The organism is Psychrobacillus sp. (assembly GCF_032154225.1).
GTDB lineage: Bacteria > Bacillota > Bacilli > Bacillales_A > Planococcaceae > Psychrobacillus.
The window spans coordinates 83,193-96,754 of sequence record NZ_JALDYF010000002.1; the positions used below are offsets into that span (position 1 = coordinate 83,193).

The following is a 13,562-nucleotide window of genomic DNA, read 5'->3' on the forward strand; positions in this document are numbered from 1 at the left end:
GTTTGCGTGAAATGGTTGATTGGATTTTTTATTGTTATTCCAGCAATTGAGCTGTATATATTGCTTTTATCTGGAAAAATGATTGGAGCAGGAAGCACATTTTTACTCATTTTAGCAACTGGAGTTTTAGGTGCTTATTTTGCTAAACGCCAAGGATTGAAAGCATTTCGCCAAGTTTCAGAGGATCTTAAAAACTCGATCGCCCCAGCGGAATCTGCAATCGATGGAATATGTGTGTTTGTTGGCTCGATATTAGTAATTTTGCCTGGGTTTGTATCAGATGTTTTAGGGTTTCTTCTGTTATTTAGCCCTACGAGAAAATTATTTAAACCGCTTATTTATAGATGGATTCGCAAAAAGATGAAAAACGGTAACTTAATCGTTATGTAGAAGGCTTCGTAAAGTCGGTCCATTTATTTGCTAATAAATAAATAAAAGGACTAAATAATATGCCGATAAAACCAAATATTAAAATGGCTGCCGCGCTTAGAAAAAAGATGTGGACAGCCTTTATTTGCATAGAGGATGACCAAAGCATGGATTCTACAATATGTCTGCTTAATTGGATGAAAATATACAATAGTAAAATAATAATTCCTACTGTCAATTCATCTAATAGGAAAAAATAAATGCTAAGTGGGATTAAAATAATTCCCGTCCCTAAAAAAGGAATGCTATCAACTAGAGAAATGAGAAGAGCGTATTTAATAGGTTGTTCGAATCCTAGTATCATAAGTCCAATGGATAAAAGAAAAAATGTTAAAAAAAATAATTTTAGCTCTACGGAAATGAATTTATTGATGACCTCTGTTATTTTGAATAATCCTTTTTGGCAAGCAATTCGTGCATTTTTGGGGAAATAAACAAGAAACCACACACGATCTTTCATCGATTCATGCAATGAAAAAAATAATCCAATCGAAAAAAGTAGTAGCTCAAAAAAATAAGAAGGCAAATGAGTTAGGTAAACTAAAGCGTCACTCATTAATAAACTTAATATTTTTTGAAATTCTCCTTCGAATAAAAGGAAAATCGGATGTTTTTGAAGCTCTCCTACTGGCAACAAAATAATATGCTCATGAATAACTGGAATAAGCTCCATAAGTGTTTGTACTAGAAAAAATAAAAAGAATAAAAAAAATGAAATAACAACAATTTCTGTAAAAACGACACTAAGAAAAAGTGGCATTTTTATTTTTTTGTAAAAAAAATTAGTTATGGGAAATAAAAAATATGCGCTAATAATAGCTAGGGATAGGGGGTAAGCAATAAATGCTAGAAAGATGATTATAACAACGGGTACCCACTGCATTAATAGTTCTTTTTTCGTTTTTATATGACCGATAACATTCACCCATTCTATGCAAAGATGCAAGTAAAATAAAACTTTTTTAAAATAATTATTGCGTAATCATTCACAAAATCGCCAAAATTGATTATAATGAGAAAGTACGCACAAATGATACATATTATATGCAGAGTAAACTTTCATCTACTAGCATTGTAGAAGAGCGTTTTTCTGATAAAGGGGAGATTTAGAAATGACAGCAACTCGTGGTTTAGAAGGAATCGTAGCTACACAGTCTGCCATCAGTTCTATTATTGATGACACACTTACATATGTAGGCTATGATATTGACGATTTAGCGAATAATGCAACTTTTGAAGAGGTAGTCTACTTACTTTGGCACAAACGCCTTCCAAAAGCAGATGAGTTAGCAGTGTTAAAACAACAACTGGCTGACAATATGTCTGTCCCTCAAGAAGTATTAAACCATTTCAAAACATATCCAATTACAAAAGTACATCCAATGACAGCTCTTAGAACAGCTATCTCTATGCTAGGATTATATGATGACGCTGCAGAAGATATGTCCAACGAAGCGAACTACTTAAAAGCAATTCAACTACAAGCAAAAGTTTCTACATTAGTAACTGCTTTCTCTCGTGTACGTAAAGGATTAGAACCAGTTGCTCCTAAAACAGATTTAGGATATGCTGCAAACTTCTTGTACATGCTATATGGAGAAATGCCAGAAGCAATCGAAATTGAAGCATTTGATAAAGCGTTAGTACTTCATGCAGACCATGAGCTAAACGCGTCTACATTTACTGCACGCGTTTGTGTAGCAACACTTTCAGATATTTATTCTGGTGTTGTAGCAGCAATTGGAGCATTAAAAGGACCACTTCATGGTGGTGCAAACGAGCAAGTAATGAAAATGTTAACTGAAATTGGTTCACTTGATAATGTGGATGCATACATTAACGAAAAACTTGCAAATAAAGTGAAAATTATGGGCTTCGGTCATCGTGTTTATAGTAAAGGTGATCCACGTGCGAAACATTTACGTGAAATGTCTCAAAAACTTACAACTCTTCGTGGAGAGTCTAAATTGTATGATATGTCCGTTCGAATTGCAGAAATCGTTACTGGTCAAAAGAATTTACCACCAAACGTAGATTTCTATTCAGCTTCTGTTTATCATTCATTAAATATCGATCACGATCTATTTACACCAATCTTTGCTGTGTCACGTATGTCTGGTTGGACAGCGCATATTTTAGAACAATATTCAGATAATCGTTTAATCCGTCCTCGTGCAGAATATATTGGACCTGGTATGCAAAAATATATTCCAATCGAAGAGCGCTAAATATAAACATTAAATAGATTAGGGCTGAAGCATATTTGTGCTTATGGCCCTATGATTATGATAATTGGAGGAAATATAAATGACAAACGTTGGTAAAATTACTGTAGAAAATGGTGTACTTAACGTACCAAATACAGCTGTAATTCCTTTCATCGAAGGTGACGGAACTGGTCCAGATATCTGGGCTGCAGCATCACGCGTATTAGAAGCATCAGTAGAAAAAGCTTATAACGGCGAAAAGAAAATAGAATGGAAAGAAGTTCTTGCAGGACAAAAAGCATTCGACAAAACTGGCGAATGGTTACCACAAGAAACTCTTGACGTAATCGATGAGTATTTGATTGCTATTAAAGGTCCACTTACTACACCAATCGGTGGAGGTATCCGTTCTTTAAACGTAGCTCTACGTCAAGAACTTGACCTGTATACTTGCCTACGTCCAGTTCGTTATTTCACAGGTGTTCCATCACCAGTTAAACGTCCAGAAGATACTGACATGGTAATCTTCCGTGAAAACACAGAAGATATTTATGCAGGTATTGAATATGCAAAAGGTACAGACGAAGCGAAAAAATTAATCGAATTCTTACAAAAAGAATTTGCAGTTAAAAACATCCGCTTCCCTGAAACTTCTGGTATCGGTATTAAGCCAATTTCTGAAGAAGGAACAAAACGTTTAGTACGTGCTGCTCTTAACTATATTATTAAAGAAGGTCGCGAATCTTTAACACTTGTTCATAAAGGAAACATCATGAAGTTCACTGAAGGAGCTTTCAAAACTTGGGGTTACGAAGTAGCTGAACAAGAATTCGGTGATAAAACATTCACTTGGAACCAATATGACAAGATTAAAGAAGAGCAAGGTACAGAAGCTGCTGATAAAGCACAAGCTGATGCATTAGCAGAAGGTAAAATCTTAGTAAAAGATTCTATCGCTGATATCTTCTTACAACAAATCTTAACTCGTCCAAAAGAGTTCGATGTAGTTGCTACAATGAACTTAAACGGAGATTATATTTCTGATGCACTAGCTGCACAAGTTGGTGGTATTGGTATCGCTCCTGGAGCAAACATTAACTATGTAACTGGACATGCTATTTTTGAAGCTACTCACGGTACAGCTCCTAAATATGCTGGATTAGACAAAGTTAACCCATCTTCAGTAATCCTTTCAGGTGTATTAATGCTTGAACACCTTGGTTGGAACGAAGCTGCGAAACTAATCATGGATTCAATGGAGAAATCTATTGCTTCTAAAGTAGTAACATATGACTTTGCTCGTCTAATGGACGGAGCTACTGAAGTGAAATGTTCAGAGTTCGCTGACGAATTAATCAAAAACATGTAAATATTATTAATCGAGCAGGGTGAAACCTGCTCGATTTTTTTTGTACTTATTGATAAGATAGAAGTAGTTCGTGAATAGGGGGATGAAGTATTGATACTAGGCAAAACACGTAAAGTAGGTAGAACAATTGAAAATTTGTCTGTAGGTGAAAAATTAATGATTACGGAAAAAATCGAAGATAAAGATTTACTTCTTTATTTAGGTTTAACAAACGATAATAATCCTATATATATCCAGCATGACTTTGCATCGAAAACAGTATATGAAAAGCCAATTGTTCCGCCTATTATGTTAACGGGTATTATTACTTCCGCAATATCTAAGCATTTACCTGGTCCAGGTTCGTATTTAATGAAACAAACTTTATCTTTCCCGATACCTGCTTATCATTATTCTGTTATTGAATTTATTTTCGAAGTAAAAGAGATTCACGTACATTCCAATGAAGTAGTAATTCATGTTGCAGCAAAAAATGAAGATAACCAAATAATAGTGGATGGCATATTTCATGTCACACCACCACTCCTAGAAAATAGATAATCAGAAGGTAATGGATGGATTACTATTAGGGTGATTTGGAATGGGGGTTTCAAATCAACTTGGAGGCGAAAAAGATGAAAAAAGTATTAGTTGTAGATGATGAAAGCTCAATCGTAACATTATTGAAATACAATCTAGAAGAAGCTGGGTTTGAAGTTATTACAGCTAATGATGGTTTGGAAGGGTTAAGTTTAGCACTAAATGAAAATCCGGATGTTATTTTATTAGATTGGATGCTACCTCATATGGATGGAATGGAAGTGTGCAAAGAGCTTCGCATTAAAAAAATTCCGACTCCTATTATTATGCTTACAGCAAAAGATGAGGAATTCGATAAAGTGCTTGGCCTTGAGTTAGGTGCAGATGATTATATGACAAAGCCGTTTAGTCCAAGAGAAGTTACTGCTCGTGTAAAAGCGATGATAAGGCGTTCCGATATGTCATCGGAAGCACAAAAGGATCAGCCAAAATCATATAGTTTTGGATCTCTTGAAGTACACCCAGATAGATTCGAAGTGTTATTAAATAATGAAGTGATTGAGTTTACGCCAAAAGAGTTTGAATTACTCGTGTATTTAATTGAAAACAAAAATAGAGTATTAACGCGAGATCAGTTGTTAAGTGCTGTATGGAATTATGATTTTGCCGGTGATACAAGAATTGTAGATGTACATATAAGCCATTTGCGAGATAAAATTGAAGAAAATAGTAGAAAACCAATATTTATAAAAACAATACGTGGTCTTGGTTACAAATTTGAGGAGCCAAAGCATGTATGAAATCGTTTCAATCTAGAATTCTTAGAACGTATTCTATACTAATCAGTTTAATATTAGTTGGATTAGGTATTGTTCTTGGCCAGACTTTCCCTATTTTTGTAGAGCGTGAAACGGATGAAGTTATGCGTTCACAGGTTGAAATGGTAGAGGAATACTTATTTACAACGGAACTTACAGAACAACAGCAGCATGCTATTACGCAACAGTTAAATGACAATCTTCAAGGCTTAGATGCAACAACCGGTCAATGGTCTATTTGGTTATTTTTATTTGCTTTAATGCTCATCACTTTTTTAGTCGCTTTTTTTATAGGGTCGAATATATTTAAAAAGTATGCGCAGCCAGTCGAACATTTGACCGAAACAGCGATGGAGCTTGCTCGAGGAAACTATCGAATTAGAGCATTTGAAGATGAATTTTCCGGCATGTCGAAGTTAAGTAATTCGATTAATATTCTAGCGAGAAATTTACATGATATTTCGGTTATGCGTGAAAATGAAAAAGAGAGATTAAAAACATTAATTGAAAATATGGGCAGTGCTTTAATAATGATTGATCGAAATGGTATTGTAACTATCGTGAACCGATCGTTTTTAGAGCAGTTGCAAATAATGGCAAAACAAGTGGAAGGGCAACCATTTCGAGAACTTGGACTATCAGAGGAACTTGAAAAATTTATCGATCGCTTGTTTTTAACGGAATCTTTAAGTCGTGAGCAAATGGAACTCCATAGAAATTTACATACTTATTACATGGATGCATATGGTGCACCTGTAATAGGAGAGCATGGGAGATGGCTCGGTATTGTTGTCGTGATGCACGATATAACAGAACTAAAAAAATTAGAGCAAGTTCGCAAAGACTTTGTTGCGAATGTTTCGCATGAATTAAAAACGCCCATTACTTCTATTAAAGGCTTCTCAGAAACATTATTGTATGGTGCATATAAAAACGAAGAAACACTTCTTTCCTTTTTAGAAATAATGTATAAGGAAAGCAATCGGATGCAGATGCTAATAAATGATTTATTAGATTTATCAAAAGTGGAGCAGATAGGCTTTGAAGTTGCATTAAATGAAGTGAAGTTAAGTGAAGTTTTACATCGTGGAATAGAAATGACTTCCCATTTAGTTGAAGGAAAAAATATGGCCATTGAAAAAACAGTCGATGATCAAGTTATTGTTCTTGGCGATATGAATCGTCTTATACAAATTATGATGAATTTATTGACTAATGCACTAACGTATTCACCCGAAAATACAACCATTCATATACGTATTTTTCAAAATAAAAAATACGGTGTGTTTCAAATTCAAGATGAAGGAATTGGCATAAGTGGCCATGAAATTGATCGGATATTTGAACGGTTTTATCGGGTAGATCGAGCAAGAAGCAGAAATTCAGGAGGCACAGGTCTTGGTCTGGCAATTGTAAAGCATCTTGTGGAAGCGCATCACGGATTAATAAAGGTAGAAAGTGAAGTAGGGAAAGGTACAATATTTACAGTATCTATTCCAATTGCAAAAAGTTAACGGAGGATTATATGAATAACCAACCTTTTATCCCAATTATTATTGGGACTGATATAAATGCCTATAATATGGCGATTTCGTTTCACGAGGAATACAATATTAAACCAATTTTAGTAGGAAAAGAAGCAATGTCTTTTACAAAGCTGAGCACGATTATTGAGCATATTGAAATCCATTCTAATCTATGGGATAAAAATGCTTTTGTGGCTGTTTTGACTGAAGTTGCTAAAAAGTATAGTGTAGAGGGTAAGCAGCTATTATTAATAGGAACGAATGATTTTTATGTTCGTTTAATAATCGAACATGCAGAAGCATTAAAGGAAATGTATGTTTTTAACTATATGTCGGAAGATCTTATGAATAATCTTCTCGTAAAGTCTAATTTTTATAAACTTTGTGAAGAACATGGCATTGATGCTCCTAAAACGTATTATTATTCATGTGAGAAAAAGGCTGCTTTCACAGAAGATGTTTTATACCCATTAATTATTAAACCGAGTAACGGTGTGGAATATTATAAAAATAAATTCGCGGGCCAACAAAAAGTGTACCGAGTAGAGAATCAAGAACAATTAAATGATGTTATCAGTAAAGTGAATGCTAGCGGCTACGAGGAAGATTTAATCATCCAAGATTATATTCCTGGTGACGACACGTATATGTGGGATTCTGTATTTTATATGAGTTCTAATGGGAAAGCGCAGTTGGGTACGTATGCACAAGTTGTGCTACAAGAGCATACGGTGACAGCAATAGGGAATTATACTGCACTAATTACGAGATATGATGAAGAAATGATGAAAAAACTGCAAGGATTTTTAGAAGCAGTTGGCTATGTTGGGTTTGCTAATTTCGATTTAAAATACGATGAACGTGATGGCAAATATAAAGTGTTCGAAGTGAATATTCGACAAGGACGTTCAAGTTATTATACGACGGCACTTGGTCATAATATGGCGAGATATTTTGTAGATGATGTGATTTATAAGAAAGAAAAACCACTTACTTTGTTAAATGAACATTATTTGTTTACGGTTGTTCCTAAGATTGTATTGAAGAAGTTTGTGGAGAATGTGGAGATTCAAAAAGAGGTTCGTCAGCTTTTGCATGAAGGCAAATGGGGAAATCCACTTTTTTATAAGAAGGATACTCATTTTAAGCGCAAGTTGTATTTGCTTGCTCGTCAGTTTAATTATTATAAGAAGTATAAAAATAATAATTGGTAAGGGAATATTTACAAAGAATTCATAGTAGGTTTACAATTGTTTGTTATATTTAATTAGACCCCTTTTCCAAATGATTCATAAAAAAGCTAGCACTTGCTAGCTTTTTTTGTTTTGAAGAAAAAAATAAAGACAGATTCCGTTCGCTTTTTAGACAGAATGCGTCTTAGTGTTTTCGGCCGCTGGGATTTGCGCTACAGGGAGGACGCTTTCCATGGGGTGGGCAGTGAGCCTCCACGGTCGTTCGCGCTCCACTGCGGGGTCTCACCTGTCCCGCTTAATCCCACCGTAGTCGCATCCCTTTCGCTCCAATCCAATGGAGTTTGCTCCTGCGGTTACTCGTCGCAAAAAAGAATGCTACGTATTTAGAATGGAAGCGCTATTTCTTAGAAAAGCGAACGAATGAATGATTGTCCAACTAAGTGTTTTAAAATTCTAACTAAATAAGCAAAGCCGCAAATGAGAAGCTAAATTGTTTAACAAGTATAAATTGTAAATTTTTCCTTCCATTCTATAGATCAGTTGCCATGATTAATAACCTATTTAAACAGCGAAATACTTTATGCCATAGCGCGTCGGGCCGCATGAGCCGAAGTATGAGACCCACTTGGGGGCAGCACAAGTTGGCTCATGCAAGGTGCGGCAAGCGCGAAGGTATAGTGGCTATCCACTAAGACGCGCTATATGTAAAGTCTGTAAAAGATGTTTAAGGTTTTATTGAATACTTTGAAACTTATTAACTTGTTAACACGTAGAAAGATATATACATAGAAAGGGGCGGTGGCATGAGTGCAAAAAGATTAATATCTATTCTAGCAGTTGCGATAATCGGAATTATTTTATTATCGGCAGTTTTTACATCATGGTACACAGTTGACGAATCAGAACAAGCAATAGTTATAACATTTGGGAAAGCGGGTGACCCAATTACGGAATCGGGTTTGAAATTTAAAATGCCTTGGCCGATTCAAAAAGTGGAAAAATTATCAAAAGAAACATTTAGTTTGCGATTTGGATTCAAACAAACCGCAGATGGAGAAATTGATTCTTTTGACAAAGATACAAAAATGATTACGGGTGACGATAATATTGTACTTACGGATTTAGTTGTTCAATGGAAAATTACAGAACCTAAGGCATATTTGTTTTATTCGGAAAACCCTCAAGAAATGCTACATGATGCGACGTCTGCTTCCATCCGTTCGGTTATTGGGAATTCCAAAATTGACGATGCTTTGACTTCTGGAAAAGCGCAAATTGAAGCAGATACACTAGATTTACTTTCTTCATTAATCGAGAAATATGATATAGGGATTTCAGTTCTTACGGTTAAATTACAAGATGTAGAGCTTCCAAATGCTGAAGTTCGTTCTGCATTTATGGCGGTTACTGATGCGGAAGAAACAAAAAATACGAAAGTGAACCAAGCGAGGAAATATGAAAACCAAAAAATGAGTGAAGCAATTGGTGAAAAAGATGCGATTATTTCCAATGCTACTGGTTTAAAAACCTCTCGTATTGAACAAGCAAAAGGAGATATTGCATTATTTGATAAGCTTTATGCGGAATATCAAAACAATAAAGAGATTACGAAACAGCGGCTTATTATGGAAACACTTGATGCAGTTTTACCAGGTGCGCAAATTTATATTATGAATGATGAAGGCGGGACGATGAAATATTTGCCACTTCAAGCAATGGATCAAAATAAACAAGCGACTCCTCCTACAACGACAGATACGGAAACAAAAACAGAAGAAGGGAGTGGTAAGTAATGACGGATAACAATAACCCTTTTTCTAATTTAGAAGAAAATAATAAAACAGCTTCGAAAAAGCCTAAAAAAGAGAAAGTACCTGTAGATTATAAAAAGTATTTTAAATCTTTTGTTGGTATATTAGTTGCCTTTGTAGTGTTTGTCATCGCACTAGCTAATGTTTATGTTGTGAAAGAAGGCGAATTCAAGGTCATTCGTCAATTTGGAGAAATAAAAGATGTAAAAGAAACACCTGGATTGCATATAAAAATTCCATTTGTTCAAAGTGTTACTACTGTCCCTAAATATCAAATGAACTATAAATTATCAGAGGCAGAAATTAATACAAGAGATAAACGCCGTATTATTATTGATAATTATGCAGTTTGGCGAGTGGTCAATGCGAAAGAAATGATTTCAAGCGCAGGGAGTTTAGTTAATGCTGGCTCTCGTATGGAGGAATTTATTTATTCGGTTGTTCGTTCAGAGCTTGGTCAATTAGACTACAATGAAATAATTAATGATGAAAATTCCTCGCGTGGTAGCTTAAATGATCAAGTAACAAAACATGTGAATGAACTACTGAAAAAGGATAATTACGGAGTTGAAGTTGTAGACGTTCGCATTAAGCGTACAGATTTGCCAGAAGAAAACGAACAATCGGTCTACAATGAAATGATTTCGGAAAGACAAAGTATTGCGCAAAAGTTCTTGTCTACAGGAGATGCAGATAAGAGGAGAATAGAAGCAGAAACGGATCGAGAAGTAAGAGAAATGCTTGCAACTGCTAAAAAAGAAGCTTCTATTATTGAAGCGGAAGGTGAAGCAGAGGCGGCGAGAATTTATAACCAATCGTTCTCCAAAGATCCAGAGTTTTATTCGCTTTACCGAACGCTTGAATCATACAAAAAAACAATTGGAGAAGATACGATGATCATTATTCCATCGAATTCTCCATATGCTAAGTTGCTTTCTGGTTATCTAGAATAATTAAGAGCCGCCATTTTCCTTTGTATCTGCCATCATGGTAAGATAGAGGAAATGGCGGTTTTATTTAACTTAATTCAGCGAATTTGATTATGAGGAGTGAATTTTTATGACATCCGAAAAAGTTCTTTTATTGGACGGGAATAGTCTTGCATATCGTGCTTTTTTTGCTTTACCTTTATTAACAAATGAAAATGGGATTCATACGAATGCAGTTTACGGTTTTACGTTAATGCTTCAAAAAATAATGGAGGAAGAAAATCCGACTCATATGCTTGTTGCATTTGATGCTGGAAAAACGACTTTCCGACACACTACTTTTGGAGAATATAAAGGTGGGAGACAGAAAACACCACCGGAATTATCGGAGCAATTTCCGTACATACGTAAGCTAATTGATGCTTACGGTATTAAGCGTTACGAGCTGGATATGTATGAAGCGGATGATATTATTGGGACGTTAAGTAAGCAAGCGGATGCAGCTGGACAAAAGGTTGTTATTGTATCGGGAGATAAAGATTTAACGCAGCTTGCAACGGACAATACAACTGTATACATTACTAGAAAAGGGATTACGGATATTGAAAAGTACTCACCTGCTCATATAGAAGAAAAGTATGGACTAACCCCTCTTCAAATTATTGATATGAAGGGGCTTATGGGAGATGCATCGGATAATATTCCTGGAGTTCCTGGAGTAGGAGAAAAGACGGCGATCAAGCTATTAAAAGAGCATGGTTCTGTAGAAAATCTTTATCAGGCATTAGATACGGTTAGTGGTGTGAAGTTAAAAGAAAAGCTAGTTGCAAATGAAGAGCAAGCTAAAATGAGTAAAGTACTTGCTACAATTGAGATCCATGCACCGATTGAAGTATCGGTTGCTGATTTAGTGTATAGTGGGCCAGACATGGAAAATGTAACGGCTGTTTGGAAAGAGCTTTCTTTTAAAACGCTTTTGGAGAAGTCGGAATATGTTGCAGAAGAGCAAACGACTTCGGAAATGAAGTTTGAAATGCTTGAAAAAATTCAAACATCTATTTTAAAAGACGAGATGGCTGTTCACTTGGAAATGTATGATGAGCAATATCATACGAGTGAATTATTAGGAATTGCTTTATCTGATGGTGAGCATTCGTATTTTATTCCAGGCTCGATTGCTTTTGGGTCAAAGGAATTTTGTGCGTGGTTGGAAGATGAAACGAAGAAAAAATATTTAGTAGATACAAAAGCTGCTCAAGCGGTTAGCAGAAAGCATAATGTAAGCTTGGCTGGCGCGGATTTTGACTTGCTTTTAGCTGCCTATATTGTTAATCCTTCTATTTCTTCACCTGATGTTTCGACGATGGCGAAAGAATTTGGCTATTATAATGTGTTAACAGATGAAAATGTATATGGAAAAGGTGCGAAAAAAGCGACTCCTGAAATGGAGAAACTTGCAGAGCATGCTAGTAGAAAAGCGCAAGCAGTATGGATTTTAAAGCCGACGCTTGAAGAAAAACTAGAAGAAAATGAGCAATACAGATTGTATAAAGAGTTAGAAGTACCACTTGCGTTGATTCTTGGCACGATGGAATCAGACGGAGTGAAAGTAGATGAGCAAGTTTTAAAAGATATGGGACAAGATTTAGAGCAGAAGCTTCTCGTTATTGAAAAAGAAATTTACGCATTAGCTGGGGAAGAATTTAATATTAATTCGCCTAAGCAGTTAGGTGTTATTTTGTTTGAAAAAATTGGACTAACTCCGTTGAAGAAAACGAAAACGGGTTATTCGACAGCTGCGGATGTATTAGAAAAGCTTGCAAGTGAGCATGAAATTATTGAACAAATTCTTCATTATCGTCAATTAGGTAAATTGCAATCGACGTATATTGAAGGGTTGTTGAAGGAAATTCATGAATCAGACGGGAAAATCCATACACGTTACCAGCAAGCACTCACTTCAACTGGTCGATTAAGTTCTATTAATCCTAACTTGCAAAACATTCCTGTTCGTTTAGAGGAAGGTAGAAAAATTAGAAAGGCTTTCGTACCTTCCCATCCAAACTGGGTAATGTTTGCGGCCGATTACTCGCAAATCGAGCTTAGAGTGCTGGCACATATGTCGGAAGATGAAAAATTAGTGGAAGCTTTCAATCAAAACATGGACATTCATACGAAAACAGCAATGGACGTATTCCATGTGGAAAAAGAAGAAGTGACATCTGATATGAGACGCGCTGCTAAGGCTGTTAACTTTGGAATTGTTTATGGGATTAGTGACTATGGCTTATCTCAAAACTTAAATATTACACGAAAAGATGCTGCAACATTTATTGATCAATATTTAAGCAGTTTCCCGGGTGTAAAAGGGTATATGGATGATATTGTGCAAGAAGCAAAACAAAAAGGGTATGTCACAACTATTTTGAATAGAAGAAGATACTTACCTGAAATTACGAGCTCTAATTTTAATTTACGTAGTTTTGCAGAGCGTACTGCGATGAATACGCCGATTCAAGGAAGCGCTGCTGACATTATTAAAAAGGCAATGATTGATATGGCACAGCGTTTAATCGATGAAAAGATGCAAACAAAAATGTTATTGCAAGTGCATGATGAATTGATTTTTGAAGCGCCAATAGAAGAAATTCCTCTACTTGAAAAAATTGTGCCAGAAGTAATGGAATCTGCCATCCGATTAAATGTTCCGTTAAAAGTGGAGTATGCATACGGTTCATCATGGTACGAAACGAAGTAAGGA

The 13,562-nt window shown here is 35.6% G+C and carries 11 protein-coding genes; 10 read left to right on the forward strand and 1 reads right to left on the reverse strand.

Annotated elements, in window-relative coordinates:
• Nucleotides 1–6 precede the first annotated feature (6 nt).
• Nucleotides 7–390 (forward strand): FxsA family protein, encoded by a 384-nt coding sequence (locus RUH95_RS04255; RefSeq protein ID WP_313891594.1) that lies wholly within the window; start codon nucleotides 7–9, stop codon nucleotides 388–390.
• Here RUH95_RS04255 and RUH95_RS04260 read toward each other — a convergent pair.
• Nucleotides 383–1,312, reverse strand: a complete 930-nt coding sequence (locus tag RUH95_RS04260) for an AI-2E family transporter (RefSeq protein ID WP_313891595.1) — start codon at nucleotides 1,310–1,312, stop codon at nucleotides 383–385. The genes RUH95_RS04255 and RUH95_RS04260 overlap by 8 nt on opposite strands.
• A 229-nt stretch (nucleotides 1,313–1,541) precedes the next feature.
• Here RUH95_RS04260 and citZ point away from each other — a divergent pair, with 229 nt between their 5' ends.
• From citZ to polA, 9 genes are all read left to right on the forward strand, one after another.
• On the forward strand, nucleotides 1,542–2,657 hold the full coding sequence (citZ, locus tag RUH95_RS04265) for a citrate synthase (protein WP_313891596.1): 1,116 nt from the start codon (nucleotides 1,542–1,544) through the stop codon (nucleotides 2,655–2,657).
• Nucleotides 2,658–2,736: 79 nt separating this feature from the next.
• Entirely contained in the window at nucleotides 2,737–4,005 is a 1,269-nt protein-coding gene (icd, locus tag RUH95_RS04270; RefSeq protein ID WP_313891597.1) for an NADP-dependent isocitrate dehydrogenase, read from the forward strand.
• Between the two features lie 90 nt (nucleotides 4,006–4,095).
• Nucleotides 4,096–4,545, forward strand: coding sequence for a MaoC/PaaZ C-terminal domain-containing protein (locus RUH95_RS04275; RefSeq protein ID WP_313891598.1), 450 nt, complete (start codon nucleotides 4,096–4,098; stop codon nucleotides 4,543–4,545).
• Nucleotides 4,546–4,619: 74 nt separating this feature from the next.
• Nucleotides 4,620–5,324: a response regulator transcription factor gene (locus tag RUH95_RS04280; RefSeq protein ID WP_313891599.1), complete on the forward strand. Its 705-nt coding sequence runs from the start codon at nucleotides 4,620–4,622 to the stop codon at nucleotides 5,322–5,324.
• Nucleotides 5,321–6,856 (forward strand): two-component system histidine kinase PnpS, encoded by a 1,536-nt coding sequence (gene pnpS, locus RUH95_RS04285; RefSeq protein ID WP_313891600.1) that lies wholly within the window; start codon nucleotides 5,321–5,323, stop codon nucleotides 6,854–6,856. The genes RUH95_RS04280 and pnpS overlap by 4 nt, the downstream gene beginning before the upstream one ends.
• 11 nt (nucleotides 6,857–6,867) lie before the next feature.
• Nucleotides 6,868–8,082 carry a carboxylate--amine ligase gene (locus tag RUH95_RS04290; RefSeq protein ID WP_313891601.1) on the forward strand — a complete coding sequence of 405 codons (1,215 nt, stop codon included), beginning with the start codon at nucleotides 6,868–6,870 and terminating at the stop codon, nucleotides 8,080–8,082.
• Between the two features lie 782 nt (nucleotides 8,083–8,864).
• Nucleotides 8,865–9,854 (forward strand): FtsH protease activity modulator HflK, encoded by a 990-nt coding sequence (gene hflK / locus RUH95_RS04295; protein WP_313891602.1) that lies wholly within the window; start codon nucleotides 8,865–8,867, stop codon nucleotides 9,852–9,854.
• A complete protein-coding gene (hflC, locus tag RUH95_RS04300; RefSeq protein WP_313891603.1) occupies nucleotides 9,854–10,825 on the forward strand; it encodes a protease modulator HflC in 972 nt (323 codons plus the stop codon). Before hflK ends, hflC begins: the two co-directional genes overlap by 1 nt.
• Nucleotides 10,826–10,931: 106 nt before the next feature.
• A complete protein-coding gene (polA, locus tag RUH95_RS04305) occupies nucleotides 10,932–13,559 on the forward strand; it encodes a DNA polymerase I (RefSeq protein WP_313891604.1) in 2,628 nt (875 codons plus the stop codon).
• Nucleotides 13,560–13,562 lie beyond the last annotated feature (3 nt).